At 42.4% G+C, this 23,939-nt stretch carries 28 protein-coding genes and 1 pseudogene; 22 read left to right on the top strand and 7 right to left on the bottom strand.

Translation table 11 applies throughout. From position 1 onward, the window contains the following. Positions 1 to 8 precede the first annotated feature (8 nt). Complete coding sequence (locus tag EFK13_RS12780) at positions 9 to 902, top strand: deoxyribonuclease IV (RefSeq protein WP_119996446.1); 894 nt, start codon at positions 9 to 11, stop codon at positions 900 to 902. A 26-nt stretch (positions 903 to 928) separates the two neighbouring features. On the opposite strand, the gene EFK13_RS12775 is transcribed toward EFK13_RS12780, so the two are convergent. Then, positions 929 to 1,183: a DUF2624 domain-containing protein gene (locus EFK13_RS12775; RefSeq protein ID WP_129508229.1), complete on the bottom strand. Its 255-nt coding sequence runs from the start codon at positions 1,181 to 1,183 to the stop codon at positions 929 to 931. Between the two features lie 115 nt (positions 1,184 to 1,298). Here EFK13_RS12775 and EFK13_RS12770 point away from each other — a divergent pair, with 115 nt between their 5' ends. Together EFK13_RS12770 and zur are read left to right on the top strand one after the other, a co-directional pair. After that, positions 1,299 to 2,180 (top strand): YitT family protein, encoded by an 882-nt coding sequence (locus tag EFK13_RS12770; RefSeq protein WP_064814239.1) that lies wholly within the window; start codon positions 1,299 to 1,301, stop codon positions 2,178 to 2,180. A 136-nt stretch (positions 2,181 to 2,316) separates the two neighbouring features. Beyond that, positions 2,317 to 2,754, top strand: a complete 438-nt coding sequence (gene zur / locus EFK13_RS12765; protein ID WP_129508230.1) for a zinc uptake transcriptional repressor Zur — start codon at positions 2,317 to 2,319, stop codon at positions 2,752 to 2,754. Positions 2,755 to 2,797: 43 nt separating this feature from the next. On the opposite strand, the gene EFK13_RS12760 is transcribed toward zur, so the two are convergent. After that, entirely contained in the window at positions 2,798 to 3,379 is a 582-nt protein-coding gene (locus tag EFK13_RS12760) for a hypothetical protein (RefSeq protein WP_129508231.1), read from the bottom strand. A 133-nt stretch (positions 3,380 to 3,512) separates the two neighbouring features. On the opposite strand from EFK13_RS12760, the gene EFK13_RS12755 reads away from it, so the two are divergent. Beyond that, a complete protein-coding gene (locus EFK13_RS12755) occupies positions 3,513 to 3,902 on the top strand; it encodes a DUF308 domain-containing protein (RefSeq protein ID WP_129508232.1) in 390 nt (129 codons plus the stop codon). A 25-nt stretch (positions 3,903 to 3,927) separates the two neighbouring features. Here EFK13_RS12755 and ispG read toward each other — a convergent pair whose 3' ends face one another. The 3 genes from ispG to EFK13_RS12740 all read right to left on the bottom strand — a co-directional run bounded on the left by ispG (position 3,928) and on the right by EFK13_RS12740 (position 6,336). Then, on the bottom strand, positions 3,928 to 5,061 hold the full coding sequence (gene ispG, locus EFK13_RS12750; protein ID WP_129508245.1) for a flavodoxin-dependent (E)-4-hydroxy-3-methylbut-2-enyl-diphosphate synthase: 1,134 nt from the start codon (positions 5,059 to 5,061) through the stop codon (positions 3,928 to 3,930). 121 nt (positions 5,062 to 5,182) lie between these two features. Further along, entirely contained in the window at positions 5,183 to 5,482 is a 300-nt protein-coding gene (locus EFK13_RS12745) for a LysM peptidoglycan-binding domain-containing protein (RefSeq protein WP_129508233.1), read from the bottom strand. Positions 5,483 to 5,574: 92 nt separating this feature from the next. Further along, positions 5,575 to 6,336 (bottom strand): DUF1189 domain-containing protein, encoded by a 762-nt coding sequence (locus EFK13_RS12740; RefSeq protein ID WP_129508234.1) that lies wholly within the window; start codon positions 6,334 to 6,336, stop codon positions 5,575 to 5,577. Positions 6,337 to 6,446: 110 nt separating this feature from the next. On the opposite strand from EFK13_RS12740, the gene EFK13_RS12735 reads away from it, so the two are divergent. The 10 genes from EFK13_RS12735 to pstB (EFK13_RS12690) all read left to right on the top strand — a co-directional run bounded on the left by EFK13_RS12735 (position 6,447) and on the right by pstB (EFK13_RS12690) (position 17,234). Next, positions 6,447 to 6,929: a DUF456 domain-containing protein gene (locus tag EFK13_RS12735; RefSeq protein WP_064814233.1), complete on the top strand. Its 483-nt coding sequence runs from the start codon at positions 6,447 to 6,449 to the stop codon at positions 6,927 to 6,929. A 179-nt stretch (positions 6,930 to 7,108) separates the two neighbouring features. Continuing rightward, positions 7,109 to 7,717 carry a superoxide dismutase SodA gene (sodA, locus tag EFK13_RS12730; protein WP_129508235.1) on the top strand — a complete coding sequence of 203 codons (609 nt, stop codon included), beginning with the start codon at positions 7,109 to 7,111 and terminating at the stop codon, positions 7,715 to 7,717. 106 nt (positions 7,718 to 7,823) lie between these two features. After that, positions 7,824 to 9,116, top strand: coding sequence for an MFS transporter (locus tag EFK13_RS12725; protein ID WP_129508236.1), 1,293 nt, complete (start codon positions 7,824 to 7,826; stop codon positions 9,114 to 9,116). A gap of 113 nt (positions 9,117 to 9,229) precedes the next feature. After that, complete coding sequence (gene pbpA / locus EFK13_RS12720; protein ID WP_129508237.1) at positions 9,230 to 11,380, top strand: penicillin-binding protein 2A; 2,151 nt, start codon at positions 9,230 to 9,232, stop codon at positions 11,378 to 11,380. 114 nt (positions 11,381 to 11,494) lie between these two features. Next, positions 11,495 to 12,645 (top strand): IS3 family transposase gene (locus tag EFK13_RS12715; protein ID WP_129507417.1). Its coding sequence is split into 2 segments (ribosomal slippage): positions 11,495 to 11,768 and positions 11,768 to 12,645, totalling 1,152 coding nucleotides; the frame shifts between segments, so codons are not numbered across the junction. A 180-nt stretch (positions 12,646 to 12,825) separates the two neighbouring features. Further along, positions 12,826 to 13,728, top strand: a complete 903-nt coding sequence (locus EFK13_RS12710) for a phosphate ABC transporter substrate-binding protein (RefSeq protein ID WP_129505153.1) — start codon at positions 12,826 to 12,828, stop codon at positions 13,726 to 13,728. Between the two features lie 69 nt (positions 13,729 to 13,797). Further along, a complete protein-coding gene (pstC, locus tag EFK13_RS12705; RefSeq protein WP_015714268.1) occupies positions 13,798 to 14,727 on the top strand; it encodes a phosphate ABC transporter permease subunit PstC in 930 nt (309 codons plus the stop codon). Beyond that, positions 14,727 to 15,611 (top strand): phosphate ABC transporter permease PstA, encoded by an 885-nt coding sequence (pstA, locus tag EFK13_RS12700; RefSeq protein ID WP_129505154.1) that lies wholly within the window; start codon positions 14,727 to 14,729, stop codon positions 15,609 to 15,611. The genes pstC and pstA overlap by 1 nt, the downstream gene beginning before the upstream one ends. 20 nt (positions 15,612 to 15,631) lie before the next feature. Beyond that, positions 15,632 to 16,441 (top strand): phosphate ABC transporter ATP-binding protein PstB, encoded by an 810-nt coding sequence (gene pstB, locus EFK13_RS12695; protein ID WP_129505155.1) that lies wholly within the window; start codon positions 15,632 to 15,634, stop codon positions 16,439 to 16,441. A gap of 10 nt (positions 16,442 to 16,451) precedes the next feature. Next, positions 16,452 to 17,234: a phosphate ABC transporter ATP-binding protein PstB gene (gene pstB / locus EFK13_RS12690; RefSeq protein WP_129505156.1), complete on the top strand. Its 783-nt coding sequence runs from the start codon at positions 16,452 to 16,454 to the stop codon at positions 17,232 to 17,234. Positions 17,235 to 17,264: 30 nt separating this feature from the next. Here the strand turns inward: pstB (EFK13_RS12690) and EFK13_RS12685 are convergent, their stop codons facing one another. Further along, on the bottom strand, positions 17,265 to 17,729 hold the full coding sequence (locus EFK13_RS12685) for an endolytic transglycosylase MltG (RefSeq protein WP_129505157.1): 465 nt from the start codon (positions 17,727 to 17,729) through the stop codon (positions 17,265 to 17,267). Then, positions 17,726 to 18,079 (bottom strand): hypothetical protein, encoded by a 354-nt coding sequence (locus EFK13_RS12680; protein WP_003226272.1) that lies wholly within the window; start codon positions 18,077 to 18,079, stop codon positions 17,726 to 17,728. Before EFK13_RS12680 ends, EFK13_RS12685 begins: the two co-directional genes overlap by 4 nt. A 179-nt stretch (positions 18,080 to 18,258) precedes the next feature. Here EFK13_RS12680 and EFK13_RS12675 point away from each other — a divergent pair, with 179 nt between their 5' ends. The 8 genes and pseudogenes from EFK13_RS12675 (at position 18,259) to glcK (ending at position 23,839) form a co-directional block, all read left to right on the top strand. Continuing rightward, a complete protein-coding gene (locus EFK13_RS12675) occupies positions 18,259 to 18,729 on the top strand; it encodes a hypothetical protein (protein WP_129505158.1) in 471 nt (156 codons plus the stop codon). After that, the gene (locus EFK13_RS12670) at positions 18,726 to 19,805 is read left to right on the top strand and encodes a glycosyltransferase family 4 protein (RefSeq protein WP_129505159.1); all 1,080 of its coding nucleotides are present in this window, start codon (positions 18,726 to 18,728) and stop codon (positions 19,803 to 19,805) included. Before EFK13_RS12675 ends, EFK13_RS12670 begins: the two co-directional genes overlap by 4 nt. 83 nt (positions 19,806 to 19,888) lie before the next feature. Further along, positions 19,889 to 20,038 (top strand): 50S ribosomal protein L33, encoded by a 150-nt coding sequence (rpmG, locus tag EFK13_RS12665; protein WP_003153056.1) that lies wholly within the window; start codon positions 19,889 to 19,891, stop codon positions 20,036 to 20,038. An 82-nt stretch (positions 20,039 to 20,120) separates the two neighbouring features. Further along, positions 20,121 to 20,684, top strand: a complete 564-nt coding sequence (locus EFK13_RS12660) for a 5-formyltetrahydrofolate cyclo-ligase (protein ID WP_129505160.1) — start codon at positions 20,121 to 20,123, stop codon at positions 20,682 to 20,684. 64 nt (positions 20,685 to 20,748) lie between these two features. Continuing rightward, complete coding sequence (locus tag EFK13_RS12655; protein ID WP_064814219.1) at positions 20,749 to 20,922, top strand: hypothetical protein; 174 nt, start codon at positions 20,749 to 20,751, stop codon at positions 20,920 to 20,922. An 89-nt stretch (positions 20,923 to 21,011) separates the two neighbouring features. Beyond that, positions 21,012 to 22,535 carry a rhomboid protease YqgP gene (gene yqgP / locus EFK13_RS12650; protein WP_129505161.1) on the top strand — a complete coding sequence of 508 codons (1,524 nt, stop codon included), beginning with the start codon at positions 21,012 to 21,014 and terminating at the stop codon, positions 22,533 to 22,535. 111 nt (positions 22,536 to 22,646) lie between these two features. Beyond that, positions 22,647 to 22,863, top strand: a pseudogene (locus EFK13_RS12645) (YqgQ family protein). Positions 22,864 to 22,873: 10 nt separating this feature from the next. Further along, on the top strand, positions 22,874 to 23,839 hold the full coding sequence (gene glcK, locus EFK13_RS12640; protein ID WP_129505163.1) for a glucose kinase GlcK: 966 nt from the start codon (positions 22,874 to 22,876) through the stop codon (positions 23,837 to 23,839). Positions 23,840 to 23,939 lie beyond the last annotated feature (100 nt).

The following is a 23,939-nucleotide window of genomic DNA, read 5'->3' as shown; positions in this document are numbered from 1 at the left end:
GGAACCTGTTGTTGAGAATAGGCTCACACGTCTCTATGAGCGGAAAACATATGCTTCTTGCTGCAAGCCAGGAAGCAGTCTCATATGGGGCGAACACGTTTATGATCTATACAGGCGCACCGCAAAATACGCGCCGAAAGAAAATTGAAGACCTAAATATAGATGCCGGCCGGGCACACATGCAAGAAAACGGCATTGACGATATTATCGTACACGCGCCTTATATTATTAATATTGGCAACACGACGAATCCGTCCACATTTGAGCTGGGTGTCGATTTCCTTCGTTCAGAGATTGAACGGACAGCGGCCATCGGAGCGAAGCAAATTGTCCTTCATCCGGGCGCTCATGTGGGAGCGGGAGCTGAAGCAGGCATCAAGAAAATTATTGAAGGCTTGAATGAAGTGATTGATCCGAATCAAAATGTCCAGATTGCATTAGAGACAATGGCAGGAAAAGGATCAGAATGCGGCAGAAGCTTTGAGGAGCTGGCACAGATTATCGAAGGCGTTACACACAATGAGCATCTGTCAGTGTGTTTTGACACATGCCATACACATGATGCCGGATATAACATTGTCGAAGACTTTGACGGAGTGCTGAATGAGTTCGACAAAACCATCGGCATTGACCGTATTAAAGTGCTTCATATCAATGACAGCAAAAATGTCAAAGGCGCGAGAAAAGACCGCCATGAAAACATCGGCTTTGGCGAAATTGGATTTGACGCACTGCAATATGTTGTTCACCATGAGCAGTTAAAAGACATTCCAAAAATCCTTGAAACGCCGTATGTCGGCGAAGATAAAAAGAATAAAAAACCGCCATACCGTTTTGAGATTGACATGCTGAAAGAAAAACAATTTGATGACACATTGCTCGAAAAGATTTTACAGCAATAAAAAATGGGGGAGCTATCCCCCATTTTTTAGCTTGTGAATTGTTTGAATAGTTCATTAACGGTTTGAGCTGTTTCTTTTGATGTGATCGCCTCTACTTGTTTCAGCAGCCGCATTCGTTCACTCTCATTAAAGATATTCACGTTTTTCCCGTATAACAGGTTTGCTACTTCAATGGCCTGCGTTCTTGTTAAACTGATTCCGTACTGTTTTGAGTACTTCAGCAAGTCATCAGCAGTAGCCTGATTAAGCCGCTGCAAAATAATTCTTTGAAATAAAATCATCGATCGTTCCACCTCCAGACTTAATGTATGGGCAAATCAGTAAAATGTGTCAGTGTTTAATGGTAAAATAGATTTATAATGTATTTAAAATAGTTATTGCAGGAAAGGAGATTTTATGACCCCAACAAAACAACATAAGAGAGAAACTTTTTCCCACTTTATTTTCAGGGTCTTCATGATTCTGGCAGGAGCTGCATCTGCGGCTGTAAGTATCGAATTATTTTTAATCCCCAACGATTTTATTGATGGCGGGATTATCGGTGTATCGCTTATTTTAGACCACCTCTTTATGTCAAACCCCTTTCTGAATTTCGCTTTTTTCGTTGTCATTTTAAATATTCCTTTTATGATCTTCGGATATAAATATATCGGTAAGACCTTCCTTGTCTCTACAATGATTGGGATTGTCGGGCTTGCCGTTATTGAATCTTCGCTACACCATGTTGAAGCTATTACAACTCAACCAATATTGGCCACTGTGTTTGGAGGTCTTTTACTCGGTTTTGGAGTCGGACTCGTGATTCGAAACGGAGGTTCAATGGATGGTACAGAAATTCTCGGTATTTTACTGACGAAAAAGCTGCCATTTTCAGTGGGTGAATTCGTTATGCTCATCAACGTATTCATTTTCATTTGGGCGGGTTTTGTGTTTGGTCCTGAGCAAGCGATGTACTCTTTCATGACTTATTATATTGCGATGAAAACCATCGATGCCGTGATCCAAGGGCTTGATGAAACCAAAGCTGTCATTATTGTGTCTGACCAGTATGATGAGATTTCCGACGCGATTTTGCACCGCCTCGGACGCGGAACAACAAAGCTGAAAGGGAAGGGCGGATATACGGATGAAGAGAAGGACGTGATTTACGCAGTTGTCACAAGGCTGGAAGTGACCAAGCTTAAATCGATCGTATTTGAAGTTGATCTTAACGCATTCATTACGATTATGAATACCCATGAAACACGGGGCGGGAAATTCAAAAACGCAATCCACTAGGCTTTCATTTACTTTTATTCATTTTATGGGTATAATTTTATCTGCGGTAAAGAAAATGGCTTGCTGTCAGACAGCTGCCATTTTCTTTTTCATACATGTCATACGTTCTTAAGCAAAGCGAAAAGGGGGACCCTTCATGAACGTACAAGAAGCGCTGAACCTACTGAAAGAAAACGGATATAAATATACAAACAAACGGGAGGATATGCTGCAGCTTTTTGCTGACTCAGACAAATATCTTACCGCTAAAAACGTACTGTCTGCATTAAATGATGATTATCCCGGCTTAAGCTTTGATACAATCTACAGAAACCTTTCTTTATATGAAGAACTTGGTATTTTGGAAACAACCGAGCTGTCCGGTGAAAAGCTTTTCCGATTTAAGTGTTCATTTACTCATCATCATCATCATTTTATTTGTCTGGCCTGCGGCAAAACGAAGGAAATTGAATCATGCCCGATGGACAAGCTTTGTGATGATTTGGATGGCTATCAGGTCAGCGGGCATAAATTTGAGATTTACGGCACATGCCCTGGCTGCACTGCGGAAAACCATGAAAACACTACTGCGTAATTGCGTATATATGAGAAAAAGGGGCCCAGGTTGGGCTCCTTTTTCAGTTATTGACACGTATGAAATGATGTTTGTTTTTGTTCATCCATTGAACGGCTTCCAGCCAGTTGTTTACTCTGATGATGTTTGAATCATCCGGAAGCTGATTATAAGGGGAATTGAATAAAATCACTGGTATACCAGCTTCTTTCGCGATCATCATTGCGTTTCCGTGATGATCCTCAAAAAACAAGTCGATGTCGTGATTTTTGACTGCCTCAACTTTATGATGGCCGCCAACAAGTTCGATATGGTCGTAATGAATGTTTTGTCTGTCAAACCATTCATAGGTAATATCAGTTAAATGAGTCCGTCTCGCTGTAATATAAATAAGCTTGTGCTCCTCTTTGAGGAGATCGAGTGACTGTTTTGCATGCTGAGCAAGCAGTGCTTCCTTATATATGATCGCTTCATTTTGATTCATCCAATCCCAAAATTCTTCCTGCGTAATATTTAACAGCTTTGTTAAATCATAATCCGTCATATCGTTTAATGAAATGGAAAGATTAAACGAGCGGTTCAAATAAGGGACGAATGTATCCTGAGCCGTGATTGTGCCGTCAATATCTATTCCTAAGCGTAACATGCCCACACTCCTTCAGTTTCATCCCTTCAAGTGTAACATAAACAATTAACATTAACAGAAAAGTTTAGCAAACATGAATCAGGCAAAATAGATCAAACTATAAAAGCTCCTTTAATAATAACAGAAGGGGGAATTGAAGGTGGCAAACGATTACGAAAAACGTGATAACAACAGCTACTATGTTGACCATGGTTCTGAAGGAACAAATATTACCCGCGACAATGATGGTTTTTTTGAGGAAACGGCTGCTGAAATCGCAGAGCCTTACCGTACTGCTGATCGCAGCAATGACCGAGACAAAGATCGCAGTGGCGGCAATGTCAATGAAGGACGGGGAATAGGATATATCGCTTTAGCCTTGTCCATTATTTCATTGTTTGTACTGCCTGTTTTATTGGGAGCTGCCGGTATTATTGTCGGCTATATCGCAAGAAGAAGAGGTGCCCAAGGCCTTGGAGCTTGGGCGATGGGTATCGGTGTCATCTCATTAGTGCTTGGAATATTTATTATTCCATTTTTCTAACACAAAAAAGCTTGACGGGTTCCCGTCAAGCTTTTTGTGCTTCTTCTTTTAATTTCGCTTTTTCAGCTTCAAGCTTTGCATAGTGTTCCTCGGCAAGAATGTCAATTTCTTTCTTAAGTTCCTCTACCATTGTTTCCTCTGGAACCTTACGGACAATCTTCCCTTTCCGGAATAACAATCCTTCGCCGCGCGCTCCGGCGATCCCGATATCAGCTTCTCTCGCTTCACCCGGTCCGTTTACTGCACAGCCGAGAACAGCGACTTTAATCGGAGCTTTTATTTTAGAAATATATTCTTCCACTTCATTGGCAATGCTGATCAAATCGATCTCAATTCGGCCGCAAGTCGGACATGAGATGAGCGTGGCAGCATTGGAGGCTAAACCGAAAGATTTCAGAAGCTCCCTTGCTACTTTTACCTCTTCCACAGGATCTGCGCTTAATGAAATACGCATAGTGTTTCCGATGCCCTTGCTTAAAATCGCGCCGAGTCCTGCCGCGCTTTTTACTGTGCCGGCAAACAGCGTTCCTGACTCAGTGATCCCAAGGTGCAGCGGGTAGTCAAATGCTTTCGCCGCTTTTTCATAAGCTTCGATCGCAAGGTTGACGTCAGACGCCTTCATGCTGACAATAATATCGTGAAAATCGAGATCTTCAAGAATTTTAATGTGATGAAGTGCGCTTTCTACCATTCCGTCGGCAGTCGGATAACCGTATTTTTCTAAAATCCGTTTTTCAAGTGAACCGGCGTTTACTCCGATTCTGATCGGAATCCCTTTTTCTTTCGCCGCTTGAACGACCGCTTCGACTTTTTCGCGTCGGCCGATGTTGCCGGGGTTAATTCGGATTTTATCTGCGCCGCCTTCAATGGCTTTCAAGGCAAGCTTATAATCGAAATGTATGTCAACAACGAGCGGAATGGAAATGCGTTTTTTAATATCCGCAATGGCGTTTGCCGCCCGTTCATCCGGACATGCTACCCGGACGATTTGGCATCCGGCTTCAGCCAAACGGTTAATTTCCGCAACAGTTGCTTCTACATCATGTGTTTTTGTTGTTGTCATGCTTTGGATGACCACTTCATTGTTGCCGCCTATTGTTAAAGGTCCCACTTTGACGGGACGCGTTTTTGTACGATGTGTGATTTCACTCACTTGCAATCGCTCCTTAATTGTAGTTGCCGCTTCTAGATATAACAATTCTAGTATGGTTTAAGTGAATTTATTTTACAAATTACATTGTAACAGTGTCTTCGCCGAACTGACAAGAAATTAACGTTAATTAAGGGTAGACTGGAAATTTGTACGCTGTTCCAGCTTGAATGGCGTTGGCTTGCACATTCGGGTTCAGTGCTTCAAAATCTTTTACAATATCGTCCGGAGAACCTGCAGATCCGACAATCGACATAACCGTATCACCCGGCTTTACCTTTACCGTTTTAAACGCTGGTTCTTGTGCAGCCGTTTTTGCTGATGCTTCATAGACAGGGAGGTCCTGAATAGGTATCGTTCCAATTTTAAGATCATAAAAAAGAATAAAAAGAATAAAAACAATGCTGCATACTAAAGTGAAACGCTTCATCGCTTTTCCTCCCGCATACGAAATTTTATACCATAGTATGCTTGTCCATTTGGATTCATGACAAAAAAAGAGACTGCGAATGCAGTCTCAGCTTAAACAGCAGCTTTTTTTGACGGAATCTCTTTTAAAACAAGGAACAGGATGACAAAGTTGACAAACCAGTTCAGCAAAAATTCACTTGGAACTGTCACTTCTAACGCGCGCATGATCGTAAAGAATACAGTCGATAGGGTGACGGAATAGGCAGAAAGCTTCCAGAGCTGGTGGTAGGACAGGTGCTTCTTCTGGGAATTCTTAATGATTAACCCGATAAGCGCCAAGAATGATACTTCAATGAATTTTCCCGCAGCTGTTACAAGAAAAATGAGAATTGAAAGAACAGTTACGATCATCGTTTTATTTTGGTTTAAACCCGCAATCACATCTTTTTTTGTCAAATCTGACGGCATCATTGAGTAAGGCATTTCTTGGGCTTGTCCGTCAATGGCCAAAACAAATTTATCCTGAAGAATGCCGATCGCGTTTTGCTTTGCTTCAATTTCTTCGGTGCCGTAGGCGTCTGTCGGATCAAACACGATCACAAAACCATTTGCCTGTGATTCCGTGGCTTTTTTTTCATCTGTTTGAAGTTTGCCGTTTGAAATTGTGAAATCAGGGAAATCTTTGTTTAAAACCGTTTTAAAGCCGTTCATTGATTTTACGGTCCCTGAGCTTACATAATAAGCGGTAGGGATTGCAAAAAGGACAGAGAGCAAAAATACATAAAGAATCGCTTTTCCGATTCCTTGAAATCTTGTTTTTGCAATATCACGGGGAGAGTATGTACTTTTGATAAAAAGCTGAAATACATTCACTATCTTCACTTCCTAGCTATACTAATATATGTTGCTTATTGTATCGTTGCCTGCGTGTGAATACAAGGAAGACATGAAGAAGACAGATGTAAAAAGGGAGGATGGATTCTATGGATATGTTGTATTGGCTGGTGATTGCGGCGGTATTTATCATCGCCTTTATCGGGCTGGTGTACCCAATTATTCCGAGTGTAGTATTTATCGTTGCGGGTTTTATATTGTACGGATTCTTGTTTTCATTCAGTCCGTATTCTTATATGTTCTGGCTCGTTGAAGCGGTTTTTGCCGCAGTATTATTCGCCGCAGATTACGTATCAAATCTGCTTGGAGTCAAAAGGTTCGGCGGAAGCAAAGCCGCCATATGGGGAAGCACGATCGGTTTATTAATTGGGCCTTTCGTCATTCCGGTCGCGGGGATCATATTAGGTCCGTTTATCGGGGCTGTTTGTGCGGAACTTATCGTCCATCAAAAGGACTTAAAGTCAGCGTTTAAAATCGGTCTCGGATCACTCATTGGCTTTTTAACCGGGGTTATTGCAAAGGGCATCATACAGCTTTTGATGATCGGATATTTTTTATGGACGGTCCTATAAGAATTGATGACGGCAGGTTTAATGGGATGAATTATCGGTTAAAGTGAAATATGTCTGCTGAAATGAGCCAAAATGTGAGCTTTTTCATTGATTACAAAGCATTCTTTTGTTACATTGAATGAAGAAAGGCTCGCTGTGAAGCGGCATTTCAGTACATATATATTAAGGAGGAATTTATCATGGCTTACGAACTTCCAGAATTACCTTATGCGTACGATGCTTTAGAACCGCATATTGATAAGGAAACTATGACTATTCACCATACGAAACACCACAACACATACGTTACAAATTTAAACAAAGCGGTTGAAGGAAACACTGCTCTTGCAAACAAATCAGTTGAAGAGCTTGTTGCAGATCTTAATTCTGTTCCTGAAAACATCCGCACTGCAGTCCGCAACAACGGCGGCGGACACGCGAACCACAAATTATTCTGGACGCTTTTATCTCCAAACGGCGGCGGCGAGCCGACTGGCGCGCTAGCTGATGAGATCAACAGTGTATTTGGAAGCTTTGACAAATTCAAAGAACAATTCGCAGCTGCGGCAGCAGGACGCTTCGGTTCTGGCTGGGCATGGCTTGTTGTGAACAACGGCAAAGTTGAAATCACAAGCACGCCAAACCAAGATTCTCCGCTTTCTGAAGGCAAAACGCCTATCTTAGGTCTTGACGTTTGGGAGCATGCTTACTACCTTAACTATCAAAACCGCCGTCCTGATTACATTTCAGCTTTCTGGAATGTTGTGAACTGGGACGAAGTGGCTCGTCTATACAGCGAAGCTAAATAATGACACACACAAGGCCCTCAATACAGGGCCTTGTTTTTTTATGTCTTCTTTTTACATATCTCGGTTTGAGTGAGACAGACTAAGGGATAGTAAAGGGGAGTCAGTAATGAGCAAACTAAAAAAAGTGATTGGTGATGTAGACGTAAACAAAGGATTACTTTTTCTGCTGACCATTGGCGGGCTTTACTCGCTGGGAATTGCACTGTCCAATACATTTGTTAATGTGTATCTTTGGAAGCAGTCAGGGAAATTTATTGATTTGGCGATATACAATTTATCCATTGTGACAATGCAGCCGATAACCTTTTATTTGGCTGGACGGTTAGCCAAAAAAATAGACAGGGTGTTCATTTTAAGGTTCGGTGTCATTTTTTTAGCTGCCTTTTATTTAAGTGTGCTTTTAGCCGGAGAAACGGCGGCCAGCCGGCTCGTGCTGATCGGCGCGGTGCTAGGAGTGGGCTATGGCTTTTATTGGCTTGCGTTTAACGTGCTGACCTTTGAAATAACAGAGCCGGACACGCGAGACTTTTTCAATGGATTTATGGGCATTCTATCTTCCTCTGCCGGAATGATCGGCCCGATTGTAGCGGGATTCGTTATCTCAAGGCTTGAAAATAATACGGGTTACACAGTGATTTTCAGTCTCTCCCTCAGTTTATTTGCCTTGGCTGTCGTGATGAGCTTTTTCTTAAAACGGAGAGAATCAAAGGGCCGTTTTATGCTGAGCAAAGTATTTGGAGAGCGTCATAGCAATATGAATTGGCGGAGAATTACGAATGCGCATTTTTTTCAAGGTTTGAGAGAAGGGATTTTTGTCTTTTTAATCAGTGTATTTGTATTTATTGAAACAAACAGCGAACTGGCCCTCGGCACATTTGGCCTTGTCAACTCAGCTGTTTCCTTCTTTGCCTACTATTTTGCATCCAGGCTGATTAAGAAAAAGGCCAGAAAAAAATCGATTTTGCTGGGCGGACTTATTCTCTATGGCGCGCTGTTTTTGATTCTGTTTCATATGAGCTTTACGACATTATTGACGTACGGCGTTTTTATTGCCATTGGCTATCCTCTGCTGCTCGTGCCATATGTATCACTTACATATGATGTGATAGGCCGGGCGAGGCATGCCAGAAAAGCAAGAATAGAATATATCGTGCTGAGGGAACTGTTTTTAAACGCCGGCAGGATTGTCTCCATTTTATGCTTTCTCCTGATCGTGACCCTTCTGAAAGAGGATGTGGGAATTCCTTTGTCACTCGCTATACTGGGTGTGGGGCATCCGCTGATTTATTACTTTGTCAAGGATATCCGTTTTAAGGAGAAAGAAGAGGAAAATGAAACCATGGAAGAAGATGGCCAAAAAAGGGTAACTGAACCGAATCTTTTAAAAGGCGAAAGATAATTTTTTGTCAAAAAGGGGTTATCTGTAGAAAAAAGTCGAAAAAACCTTTAAAATGAAAACTGGCACTCTTACTTGAGTGTCTTTTCTTTCTGTAAATAGAAAAAGGTGATGTTATGAGGAGAAATAAACCAAAAAAGCAAAATCATAAAGAGAAAAAGAAGTCGCTTCCGATCCGGCTGAATATTTTATTCTTAGCTGCCTTTGTTATATTCACCTGGATCATTGTGGAACTGGGCATCAAGCAGATCGTGCAAGGCGATGATTACAAAAATCAAGCGAATAAACAAGAACAAAGTGAAGTCAGCTCGGCTGTACCGCGCGGGAAAATTTATGATCGAAACTTTAATGCCATTGTGACAAATAAGGCTTTGAATGCAATCACATACACCAGATCTAAATCGACAACGCAAGACCAGCGTTTAAAGATCGCAAAAAAGCTGTCTGATATGATTAAAGTCGATACAAAAAAAGTAACAGAACGGGATAAAAAGGATTATTGGATTTTGACCAGGCCGAAAGAAGCCAAAAATTTGATTACCTCTGAAGAAAGACAGAAGGTAAAAGACAAAAAATTATCCGATGACGATTTATATCAGCTTCAGCTGAAACGGATTAATGAGAAGCAGCTGAATGAACTGACGGATAAAGACATGCAGATCCTCGCCATCAAAAGACAGATGGATTCAGGATATGCATTGACCCCTCAATATATCAAAAATGAGGATGTATCAGCGAAGGAAATGGCAGTAGTGAGTGAACATTTAGACGAACTGCCGGGGGTCGATGTCACGTCAGATTGGGAACGTGAATACCCGTATAAGAGCCTTCTCCGCTCAGTGCTCGGAAGTGTTTCCAGCTCTGATGAAGGTTTGCCGTCCAACTTGCTCGAGCATTATCTGTCGCTTGGCTACAGCCGGAATGACAGGGTCGGCAAAAGTTATCTGGAATACCAATACGAAAGCCTTCTGCAGGGACAAAAAGCAAAAGTCGAAAACATTACAGATTCAAACGGCAATGTCACGGGAACAAAAACCGTTTCTGAAGGAAAAGCCGGTAAAGATCTCGTGCTTACAATTGATATCGATTTGCAAAAATCAGTTGAAAAAATCATTGAGAAGAATCTCAAATCTGCTAAAGCAAGACCAAGCACTGAATTGTTAGACAGGGCATTCGTTGTCATGATGGATCCAAGGAACGGTGAAGTGCTGACAATGGCGGGTAAGCAGATTAAACAAGAAAATGGAAAATATAAAATTGATGATTACGCGCTAGGAAATATGACATCATCTTACGCCATGGGTTCGGCTGTCAAAGGTGCAACCGTCTTAACAGGTCTTCAAACCGGCGCTATCAACTTGAATACAGTTTTTCAGGATGAACCATTGTATATTGGGCAGGATAAAAATGGTAAGAAATCGTGGACTACTTTAGGACCTGTTAATATTCAAAGAGCCTTAGAGCAGTCTTCTAACGTATTTATGTTTAAAACTGCAATCGCGCTCGGAAAAGGTGAATATAAACCGCATCAAGCTTTACCGATTGATACGACGGCTTTTGATACATTCCGTAATTACTTCAGCCAATTTGGATTAGGTGTTAAAACTGGAATTGATCTTCCGAATGAAATGACAGGCTACAAAGGAACGAGCAGATTAACGGGATTCTTGCTTGACTATGCGATCGGCCAGTACGATACGTATACACCGCTGGAACTGGCGCAATACGTATCAACGATTGCAAACGGGGGCTATCGCTTGAAGCCTCAGCTTGTAAAGGAAGTCAGGGATTCTAATCCTGAAAAAGGAATCGGTGCTGTCGTGCAATCCGTTCAGCCGGAAGTGCTGAATAAAGTCGACATGAAAAGTGAGTATATCAAAGAAGTTCAAGCCGGATTCAGACGAGTGGCGACGAAGGGGACAGCTGCCAGCCAGCTTGCTTCCGCGTCTTATAAACCAGCGGCTAAAACAGGGACAGCTCAATCATTCTATGACGGGCCAGATAAATCAAAAACAGGAACTGCGGCTTATAATACGACACTTGTCGCTTATGCGCCGGCTGATAACCCTGAGATCGCTATCTCTGTTGTAGTTCCTTGGGCTTATGTTGATTACAGCGCTAAATATACCATTACAAACGAAATCGGCAGAGAGGTATTGGATAAATATTTTGAGCTGAAATCGAAGCAGGACAAAGAAGATACTCAGCAAAAGAATAAGGACAAAATCGAAGAAAATGCAGAAAACGCAACGTCTTCGGATAACTAAAAAGAAACGCTCACATGATGGGGACTGACCCCATAAGATGAGACAAATAAAAACACCTTCAAGTTTGAAAACGGATGATTGTTATCCGAAATTAGACTTGGGGGTGTTTTTTCTATGGGGACAAGAGTGAGTTATCCGGTTGAAGTGAAACAGAAGGCTGTAGAAATGAGATTGGCAGGCGTACCTATGAAAGAGATCATGCAGAAATTGAATATTAAGAATAAGACACAGGTTCAGACATGGGTTAGATGGCATAAGGCTGGGGATACACATCGATTCGAACAGCCTGTTGGAAAGCAATACACTTACGGAAAAGGTCCGGAGTATTCTTCCGAATTAGAGAAACTGCAGGCAGAGAATTGTTATCTAAGACAACAGAATGAAGTGTTAAAAAAGTACAACGAATTGGAAAGGAAGTTGATAGCGAAACGTCAGTCGAACTTGTAGAAGTATTGCGCAGCACAATGACCGTGCAGGATATCTGTATTCATTTAGGTATCTCTCGAGCGTCTTATTATCGTTGGAAGAAGAATCGGATGAAGGATCATCCCAAGCGACATTTGGAAAAACAAATCGGTACGTTGTGCCGAGAGCACAAGTATCGATATGGATATCGGAAAATCACAGCCATTTTAAAAAAGGGAATGCGTATCAACCATAAAACGGTTCAACGTATTATGCAGAAAAATCAGTGGCAGTGCCGGGTTAAGGTGAAAAAGCGTAAGAAGAATGGGCAGCCATATGCCGTAGTCGATAATATATTGGATCGGAACTTTCAGTCTGATCGCCCTCTTGAAAAACTAGTAACGGACATCACATATTTGCCTTATGGACAGAAACAATTGTACCTTTCCAGTATATTAGATTTATACAATGGAGAAGTGATTGCTTATACGATTGGCGATAAGCAGGACACAGACTTTGTCTTAGACACACTTGAGCAGCTGCCAACATTGCCTGAGAACTGCGTGTTACATAGCGACCAAGGTTCTGTGTATACATCCTACGAGTATCAAAAAGCTGTTAACACAAAAGGCATTATCATGAGCATGTCCCGCAAAGGGACGCCCGCTGATAATGCCTCCATCGAATCGTTTCATTCCTTACTAAAGTCTGAAACGTTCTATCTTAACAGCATTGATCGAACTACGACCGCCATCGTAGAACGCACTGTCACAGAATACATTCATTATTATAACAATATTCGTATTCAAACGAAACTAAACAACCAATCACCGATAAACTATCGGCAATTGGCTGTTTAAAAGGTGTTTTGATCCCTGTCTCAAAAACGGGGGTCAGTCCCGATGTGGGCGTTTTTTTTTATACAAAAAAACGCACTGATTTACAAAACCTTAACATTTGATTCAAACCCTTTTTACATAGAACCTTTACTCTATACGTGTAGGACAAATTACACATTATACGCAGGGGGAATTCAAGAAATGAAAAAAAACAAATTGGTGCTTATGCTTCTGATGGCTGCTTTTATGATCATTGCAGCTGCATGCGGAAATGCAGGCGAAAGTGAAAAATCGAATAGCGATTCTGCAAAAGGAGAAGGAAAGGCATCAGGTTCTTTAACCATTTCTGGTTCATCGGCTATGCAGCCGCTAGTACTTGCAGCCGCAGAAAAATTTATGGAAGAAAACCCTGATGCTGATATACAGGTACAAGCTGGCGGTTCTGGAACAGGGCTTTCTCAAGTCTCTGAAGGAGCTGTTCAGATCGGGAATTCAGACGTTTTTGCTGAAGAAAAAGAAGGTATCAATGCAAAAGCGCTTGTCGATCATCAAGTCGCAGTAGTTGGTATGGCAGCAGCTGTAAACCCTGATGCTGGTGTGAAGGATATTTCGAAAGATGAATTGAAAAAAATCTTCACTGGCAAAATCAAAAACTGGAAAGAGCTTGGCGGAAAAGACCAAAAAATTACGCTTGTAAACCGTCCGGATTCTTCTGGCACACGTGCTACATTTGTGAAATATGCGCTTGACGGAGAAGAACCTGCAGAAGGCATTACTGAAGATTCCTCCAACACTGTAAAAAAAATCATTGCTGATACTCCGGGAGCGATTGGGTATCTTGCATTCTCATATTTAACAGACGACAAAGTAACTGCTCTATCTATTGGTGGTGTAAAACCTGAAGCGAAAAATGTTGCAACTGGCGAGTATCCGATCTGGGCTTACCAGCATTCTTACACAAAAGGTGAAGCGACAGATTTAGCTAAAGAATTTCTTGATTATCTAAAGAGTGAAGGTATTCAAAAAAGCATTGTTACTGACCAAGGCTACATTCCGGTTACTGATATGAAAGTGACACGCGATGCCAACGGGAAGCAAAGCTGATTTTCATAAAAAGAGGAGTGCGGGGACAACCGTTTCTCCTCTTAACACATTCATAGGAGTGTAAAATCAATGATAAACAATAGAGAAAATATGTCTGTGAGCGAACGTTTAATCAGCTCAAGGCAAAATCGGCAATTGGATGAAGTTCGAGGAAGAATGATTGTGACAGCTTGTGCGCTTATTATGATTGCGGCATCTGTTGCCATCACCATTTTCCTTGGCGTTAAGGGGCTGCAATCTTTTCTTGTAAATGGTGTAAGCCCAATTGAATTCTTAACGAGCCTAAATTGGAACCCTACAGATACTGATCCGAAATACGGAGTTCTGCCATTTATTTTTGGATCATTTGCAGTAACAATTCTTTCTGCTCTCATTGCTGCGCCGCTTGGCATTGCAGGTGCGATTTTTATGACAGAAATTGCGCCGAATTGGGGAAAGAAAGTGCTGCAGCCGGTAATTGAGCTTTTAGTCGGCATTCCATCTGTTGTTTATGGATTCATAGGTCTTACAGTATTGGTGCCGTTTATCGCCCAGTTCAAATCGAGCGGAACAGGGCACAGTTTATTGGCGGGAACGATTGTCCTTTCCGTCATGATTCTTCCGACCATTACATCGATCTCTGCTGATGCGATGGCTTCCCTTCCAAAGAGTTTAAGAGAAGGTTCTTACGCGTTAGGTGCGACAAGATGGCAGACGATCAGAAAAGTACTTGTGCCTGCAGCTTTTCCAACATTAATGACGGCTGTTGTGCTTGGTATGGCACGGGCGTTTGGTGAAGCATTGGCTGTTCAGATGGTCATTGGTAATACAAGAGTGTTGCCGGAAAGCCTGTTTGACACCGCCGGAACACTGACAACGATCATCACGCTGAATATGGGCCACACGACATACGGCAGCGTTGAAAACAATACGCTGTGGTCAATGGGGCTTGTGCTTCTGGTCATGTCATTCTTGTTCATCTTGCTTATTCGCTACTTGTCATCTAGGAGGAAAGTGTAATGAACCGCAAAATAACAGATAAACTGGCGACTGGAATGTTTGGTCTGTGTGCAGCCATCATCGCTGCAATTCTGGTAGGCTTGTTTTCCTATATTATTATAAACGGTGTTTCTCAGCTCAGCTTTGATTTTATTACGACAAAATCGAGCGCCATTGCAGCTGGAGGAGGAATACGCGACCAGCTGTTCAACTCCTTTTATATTTTGTTTATTACAATGCTGATTACAATCCCGCTCGGTGTGGGCGGTGGAGTGTTCATGGCTGAGTACGCGCCTAATAACAAAGTGACTGATTTCATCAGAACATGTATAGAGGTGCTATCATCTCTTCCATCTATTGTCATTGGGATGTTTGGATTATTGATGTTTGTCAACCTAACAGGCTGGGGATATACGATCATAGGCGGAGCGCTTGCTTTAACTGTTTTTAACCTTCCTGTCATGGTGCGTGTCACAGAAGACGCGATCCGTTCAGTCCCTAAAGACCTGAAGGAAGCTTCTCTCGCTTTAGGTGTATCACGCTGGCATACCGTAAAAACGGTTTTAATTCCAAGTGCGATCCCTTCTATCATCACAGGAGCCATTTTAGCGTCAGGAAGGGTGTTCGGGGAAGCGGCGGCATTATTATTTACAGCCGGTCTGACAACGCCTCGTCTTAATTTTACAGAGTGGAACCCGTTTTCTGAAACATCGCCGCTTAACATTTTCAGACCCGCTGAAACACTTGCGGTACACATTTGGAACGTAAATACGCAAGGAATGATTCCGGATGCCGAAGCGATTGCCAACGGAGGCTCTGCGGTGCTGGTGATTTCTGTTCTTGTGTTTAATCTCTTAGCGAGATGGCTTGGCACGATGATCTACAAAAAGCTTACGGCAAATTAGAACGGAAAGAGGCGAAAAACATGTCTGAACAAATGGTAAAAGAAAAGCCTGAACGTGCTGTTTTCGTTCCGCAGCAGCGTCACGTAATCGAAGTGAGAGATCTGTCTATTTTTTACGGAAATAAACAAGCGGTTCACCACGTGAATATGGATATTGAAAAAAACGCGGTGACCGCTTTGATTGGGCCGTCAGGATGCGGAAAGTCTACTTTTTTAAGAAACATTAACCGAATGAATGACTTAATTCCTTCTGCAAGGGCTGAAGGTGAAATCCTTTATGAAGGATTAAATATACTGGGTGGAAATATTAACGTTGTCAGCTTAAGAAGAGAAATCGGAATGGTTTTTCAAAAACCGAATCCTTTTCCGAAATCAATCTATGCGAATATCACACATGCTTTGAAATATGCCGGAGAGCGGAAGAAAGCCGTTTTAGATGAGATTGTGGAAGAAAGCTTAACAAAAGCAGCGCTCTGGGATGAGGTGAAGGATCGTTTGCATTCATCTGCACTCTCATTATCAGGGGGGCAGCAGCAGCGTTTATGCATCGCGAGAACGCTTGCGATGAAGCCGGCTGTTCTTCTGCTGGATGAACCAGCTTCAGCACTAGATCCGATTTCAAATGCAAAAATAGAAGAATTAATGACAGAATTGAAAAGCGAATACTCGATTATTATTGTCACGCACAATATGCAGCAGGCTCTGCGGGTTTCTGACCGGACTGCATTCTTTTTAAACGGAGAGCTTGTAGAATACGGACAGACTGAACAGATTTTCACCAGTCCGAAACAGCAAAAGACAGAGGATTATATTAACGGGAAATTCGGATAGGAGGGCGGCAATGAGTATTGCTACCGAAGCTGTAATGAAACAGGAAGTCTATCAAGTCAACGGAATGAACTTATGGTATGGACAGCACCATGCTTTAAAAAATATCAATCTGAGCATTTATGAAAACGAGGTCACGGCGATTATCGGGCCATCAGGATGCGGGAAATCGACCTTCATTAAAACATTGAATTTAATGATTCAAATGACGCCGAATGTAAAGCTTGCAGGCGAGCTGAACTATAATAGCAGCAATATTTTAAAGGATAAAGTGGATATCGTGGATTTACGAAAAAATATCGGCATGGTATTCCAAAAAGGGAATCCGTTTCCACAGTCTATCTTTGATAATGTCGCTTACGGACCGAGAGTCCACGGCACTAAAAATAAAAAGAAGCTTCAAGATATTGTGGAAAAGTCATTAAAAGACGTGGCGTTATGGGATGAGGTGAAGGATCGTTTGCATTCATCCGCTCTTTCACTATCAGGGGGCCAGCAGCAGCGTCTTTGTATCGCCAGAGCGCTTGCGACAAATCCTGATATTTTGCTGATGGATGAACCGACATCTGCATTAGACCCAATCTCAACGAGAAAAATTGAAGAGCTCATTCTTGAGCTGAAAAATAAATATACCATTGTCATCGTCACGCATAACATGCAGCAGGCAGCAAGGGTTTCTGATCAAACCGCCTTTTTCTATATGGGAGAGCTTGTTGAATGCGACAATACCAATAAAATGTTCTCTAACCCGCAGGATCAAAGAACTCTCGATTACATCACAGGAAAGTTTGGGTAAAAAAAACAGGCTGACAGTCAGCCTGTTTTTTTATCGTGTTAACGTTTTTACGATCTTTTTGAAACTCATGTCTGATTTCACTTTAAACTCGCCGGCGCGGATTTCTTTGTGATAGCCGGCATCAATGACATAGTCATTAAAGTCTTGGGCCGAGGAGATGATGCCTTCTTTTTCAAGAATTGCTGATACATCTGCAGTGCTCATGCCGTCTTTAATTTTGAGCTTGTACGTTTTTACTTTGTCTGTTTTCGTGTCTGAGCTGCTGTCATTGGTCAAGGATTTCTCTTTTGAATCGAGAAGCTTTTGATATTCCTCACGGTTCACAGAAACCATTTTTTTAGAATCAAGATAATTGTTCACGTCTTGTTCGGTTACTGTTTTATTTTCTTTTACAGCAGCGGCCTGATCTTCGTCTGTCAAATAAAAAACAGCTGCAAGGACGGCTGTTGCTAAAATGATGCCGCCGGCAAATGCTTGAATGCCCCGTTTTGTCATACGAGCACCTTCTCGTTATCTTTGATAATCGTATTTACGTCTTCCACTGATACATGCTCAGCTTTAGCAATCGCTTCAGCGGACATGCCGTTATTATATTTAGAAAGGATCTGTTTAGCGATCTTTTGATTGATATCGCTATGCTTTGATTTGCGGATGACAAGGTTTGTTTCCAATAATTCTTCCTCAAGCACTGTCATTTTCTTTTTGAGCTTGTAAATTTCCTGCATCGCAGAAAGCTGCAGTGTTTCGAGCTCCTGTTCTACATCTTTCATCGGATCTCTTTGAGAATATGAGAATGCAATTAGCGCTATACTGACGATAAACAACGCAATAATAGCAATTTCCACGTTTCATCACCTTCTATTCTTTTTTTATCCTTCTTTTTTATACCATAAAACCAATGGATTCTAAAGGAATTCGCGAAAAAAACGAGATTTTGTCGAGAAATCTTTCTTTGCTTCCTCTCTATGTAATGGTTTAATAGGAGCACCGAGTGAACGATAGGAAAGGAGAATGTTAGAAGTCCATGGATAAACGCCCATTTCTCTATAATATACGACATAGGCTTTCTTTTTTTAGGGACACATTCGACATAATCATTCAAAACGCTCACACCTTGACCGTACGCTGGGAAATTTCAGAAGAAACAATGCGGCTGGCCGAAGCCATGCTTTTCGAAAAACCGCAGGATATGATAAAAGAATTGCGCATTGTCATCAAAAGAAAAGGCATTGAAGCTGTCAGGACAAAACGCACTATGCACCATAAAGGAGAATGGACGATTAGACAGGCGGCTGGTGATGCTGTATACCGGGCTGAATACAAAATTGTAAATTCAATGAATGTCTCTCTCAGCCTCACTGCTACAGAGGACATCTATCTTGCTGAAAATGGGGTTAGTGATATAAACAGTTTTCAGAATGAGGGCGCAAACACCAGATGGGAGAAGCAGTTTTCTGCCTACACCTGTTATGGGAGAGGAGAAAAAGAACGGTGAACATCCTCATGCTTGCATTTGAACATCCACATGAGCCGAAAAGCGGGCTCGGTGTCCATTTAAACCGTCTTATTTCTTATTTAAACCCGCATATCAGCATAACTCTTTTTACTCCAAGCGGGCGGCTGTTTTCATATGCGCAGTTTGAAGATTTCATAGCTGATGCTAACTTTACAATGGTTCAGCATGTGTTATCCTGCAATGAGCGTTTCGATCTGATTCATGCCCATGACGACATGACAGCTCCTGCCGCTCATTATTTGAAAGAACGGCTTGGCCTTCCGCTTGCTGCGACAATCCACGGTCTTGAAAGCGAAAGGAAGAAGGCGTGCAAAGAAGCGCTGCATCCATACAGACAGCAGACTGAACGGCTCCTTATAGAATCCGCTGATGAACTGATCGTATTAAGCACATTTATGAAACAAGCTCTTGATCAGGCGGCACGTAAAAAAGTAACCATTATCCCGAGCCCTGTATCTATGGAGGAAAAAAAGGGGGAAATTCCAAGGAGCATGAATAGAAGGTTCCTATTTTCCTTTGGAAGATTTGTTCCGGAAAAAGGGTTTTCCCAGCTGTTAAAGGTGTTTGCCATCTTGAGACAGCGTCAGCCTGACCTTCATTTAGTGCTGGCTGGGGAAGGGCCCTCTCTGTCCTCCTATGAGAAATTAGCCGCGTCATTGAACCTGAAGGAACGTGTCATTTTCCTGCCGTTTTTGCACAGACGGGATATCAGAGCGTTTCTGTCTCAGTGTGAAATGGCTGTTTTCCCTAGTTGTTATGAGCCGTTTGGCCTTGCCGCGCAAGAAAGCATGGAACAGGGTGTGCTGACTGCCGTTTCTCAGTCGGGCGGTTTTTGTGACTATGCTGTTCATGAGAAAACGGCAGTCACCGTTGATTTTACGCGCGCACAGGAAGCGGCTGATCTGCTGGACAGGTTATTAAAAGACCGGGAAAAGGCTCATCGGATAAAGGAATCCGGCAGACAACAAGTAATCAAACTTCACAATCCTCGGCTCATTACGGAATCATATTTGCAGCTTTATAAGCGTATCATCAATAATTCAACAATTCATTGAAAAACAGCCTAGCATTCCGTCCATTATAGTGGTATTATATATAAGTCTGAATAAGTAAATGATTTTAGTTTGGAGGGAAAATAATGCGCGTTAATATTACTTTGGCTTGCACTGAATGTGGTGAGCGTAACTATATTTCTAAAAAGAACAAACGCAACAATCCAGACCGCGTTGAATTTAAAAAATATTGCCCACGTGATAAAAAATCTACGTTACACCGTGAAACAAAATAACAGCCTAGCTGTTTAAGGTGTGGGAAAAGCCAGAGCTTTGAAAAAGGTTCTGGCTTTTTTTCTATTCCAAGGGGGATGAGAGATGAAATCACAATTAAGAAAAAAGACAATGGAAGCACTATCAGCTGTATCAAGTGAAGAACTTCTTCAAAAAACAGCACGGATGTATAGGCATTTGTTTTCTCTGCCAGAGTGGCAAAATGCCAGGACCATTGCTGTCACCATCTCCAGAGGACTGGAAATACCGACGCGTCCCGTCATTGAACAGGCATGGGAAGAAGGGAAACAAGTTTGCATTCCAAAATGCGACCCGAAAACGAAGAACATGCAATTTCGCACATATCAGACGGCTGAACAGCTAGAAACTGTATACGCTGGACTTCTTGAGCCGATGATTGAAAAAACAAAAGAAGTGAAACCATCACAAATTGACTTGATGATCGTTCCGGGTGTTTGCTTTGATACTGACGGGTTTAGGATCGGCTTTGGCGGCGGATATTATGACCGTTATTTAAGCGATTATAAAGGGAAGACAGCCTCATTGCTTTTGGAGTGCCAGCTATTTGCACACGTTCCCCGTCAGCCGCATGACATCCCGGTACATAAGCTGATAACAGAGGATCGAATCATGTCTTGTTTTTCATAACTCCTGCTCATTATTCAAGAATAAATAAGAAAGAATGACAAACCCTATTGGCAGGAGGGATATGATGAAAAAACTTTTGATATATGCCATTTTCGCTGTTTCTGCCGTCATGTTTTATCAAAATCGCTACCGTCTTATGAATACCGTACTCAGCCAGCCGGGAATCAGGCGGTCTTTTATCCATTTCTTTTTAAGAATTCCGTTTATCCGCAATAAGTTTATACAGCAAGCTTTCTAAAATCCCGTCAAAAACGGGATTTTTTGCTTTCAGTAGGCGTTCTTTAGCGCCAGCTGTTATAATGAAAAAAAACCATTGGAGCGGTAAACATGTATTTACTGGACTATACATATTGGAAAATTGCAGCGCACCTAGTGAATAGCGGGTATGACGTCATACAAGCAGTTGAGTCAGATGAAATATGGCTGGAAGCACCTGACAAGTCTTCTCATGACCTGGTTCGCCTTTATAAACACGATATTGATTTTCGGCAAGAAATGGTAAGAGACATAGAAGAGCAGGCTGAACGAGTAGAACGAATCAGAACGTCGCTGGGCAAACGTCAGCTGAAGCTGCTGAATGTATTTTTTTCAGCTGATGCCCCTGTAGATGACTGGGAAGAGATCGCCGAAAAGCCTTTTGAGAAGGGACCTGTGTCAGTTGAACCGGCGATCGTGAGGGGAACGATGCTCCGTGCTGACCTTCAAGCTGTATTCCCATCATTTCGTGCAGAAGAATGTACAGAAGACCGCGATTCGTTTGAAGACGCGCAAATGGCGAGAGAACGCTTCCTTTCGCTCGTGCTGAGACAAGAAGAACAGAGAAAAAAAGAAGCGGCTGTTTTTCAAAACGGAAAACCGATCTTTACATATGTATTCATCGCGCTTCAGGTCTTAATGTTTTTCTTGCTTGAACGAAACGGGGGCAGCACAAATACGGAGACGCTGGTCGCCTTTGGAGCAAAAGAAAACAGCCTCATTGCAGCAGGAGAATGGTGGCGGCTTCTGACTCCGATTGTGCTTCACATCGGCATTGCGCATTTGGCGTTTAACACGCTGGCTTTATGGTCGGTCGGTACGGCGGTTGAGCGGATGTACGGATCGGGCAGATTTCTGCTGATTTATTTGGCGGCTGGCATGACGGGTTCGATCGCAAGCTTTGTGTTCAGCCCATATCCTTCTGCAGGCGCTTCAGGAGCCATATTCGGATGTCTAGGCGCATTGCTTTATGTAGCTTTGTCAAACCGGAAAATGTTCTTAAAAACCATTGGAACCAATATTATTGTCATTATTATCATTAATCTGGGCTTTGGTTTTGCAGTGTCGAATATTGATAATTCGGGACATATCGGCGGCTTAATTGGCGGCTTTTTCACAGCTGCCGCATTGGGACTGCCTAAAGCCGGAGCCTTAGGAAAAAGAGTGTTGTCAGCGGTTTTGCTGATTGCTTTGGCGGCTGGATTTTTATATTACGGATTGCATTCGCCTTCCCATCAGGAGTCAGCGCTGATTCAGCAGGCAAACAAGCTGTATCAAGAAGGAAAGTATGAAGAAGTAACGGAATTGCTGAACGGAGAAGCAGAGCAAAAAAATGCCTCAGCCGAGCTTTTGAAAATCCTGGCTGTTTCTGACATTCAAATCGGCGAATATGAACAGGCGGCTTCCCTTTTGGAAAGAGCGGTGAAAAAAGAACCTAAAGACCATGCCTCATATTACTATTTAGCCTTGCTGTATACCGAAAAAAATGAGCTTGGTCAAGCAGAAAAGGCCATCAAGTCGGCTCTAAAACTGAAGCCGAAGGAGCAGAGCTACAAAGAGCTCCAGCAGCAAATTGAAAACAATAAAGAATCATAAGGAATGGAACATGCAAAAAGAGAGGCTGGCTTTTTTGTCAGCGTTTACTTCTTGACTGGCGTCTCCAGATGAATACGCTTATGATAAGTAAGATCAAGAATGGTGAGGAAAATGAATACATTATATGATGTGCAGCAGCTGTTAAAAAAGTTTGGACACATAGTTTACTTTGGTGACAGAGAGCTTGAAATTGAGTTTATGCTGGATGAATTAAAGGAATTATACATGAACCACATGATTGAGAAGGAGCAGTGGGCCAAAGCGGCAGCTGTCCTTCGAAAAGAATTGGAACAAACAAAAAACCGGAAGAGATTTATGTAAAGGCTAAGGTGATAAAAATGGACGAGATATGGTTTGCGGGCATTGATCTTGGTGGAACGACGATTAAACTCGCTTTTATTAATCAATATGGTGAAATTCAGCATAAGTGGGAAGTGCCGACTGATAAAACCGGCGACACCATTACCGTTACAATCGCAAAAACAATCGACAGCAAGCTGGATGAGCTGCAAAAACCGAAGCATATCATCAAATACATCGGAATGGGCGCGCCAGGACCTGTAGATATGGCGGCTGGAGTCGTTTATGAAACGGTAAATCTGGGGTGGAAAAACTATGCTTTAAAGAACCATCTGGAGACAGAAACCGGCATTCCGGCTGTTATCGAAAACGACGCGAATATTGCTGCGCTCGGAGAAATGTGGAAGGGAGCGGGTGACGGCGCGAAAGACGTCATTCTTGTGACGCTTGGCACAGGAGTTGGCGGCGGCATTATCGTAAATGGTGAAATTGTGCATGGCATAAATGGCGCCGGCGGAGAAATCGGCCATATTTGCAGCATTCCTGAAGGCGGGGCGCCTTGCAACTGCGGCAAAACGGGCTGTATCGAAACGATTGCGTCGGCAACCGGAATTGTAAGAATTGCAAAAGAGAAACTAGCAAATGCTAAGCAGACGACATGTTTACAAGCAACTGAACACTTGTCAGCGCGGGATGTATTTGAAGCGGCGGGTCAAAATGACGAAATAGCCCTTGAAGTGGTTGATTATGTAGCCAAGCACCTTGGTTTGGTACTTGGGAATTTGGCAAGCTCGCTTAATCCGTCAAAAATCGTTCTTGGCGGCGGCGTTTCGAGAGCCGGAGAACTGCTGAGATCAAAAGTCGAGAAAACATTCCGCAAATGCGCGTTTCCGCGGGCAGCCGAAGCGGCTGATATTTCAATCGCAGCACTTGGAAATGATGCCGGCGTTATCGGAGGCGCTTGGATCGCTAAAAACGAGTGGCTGAAACAGCAAAATTGTTAAAATTGTGTAAATGAAATTGATTTTTTGTTATGTTCAGGTTAAGATTTAATTTGATATGTTATTGAGAATGTTGGGAATAGACTGATTTTTTGAGCGTGCT

It is taken from the genome of Bacillus cabrialesii, from assembly GCF_004124315.2.
Lineage (GTDB): Bacteria > Bacillota > Bacilli > Bacillales > Bacillaceae > Bacillus > Bacillus cabrialesii.
Note: the sequence above shows the minus strand (reverse complement) of the source record. Positions and strands in the feature narration are given on the sequence as shown.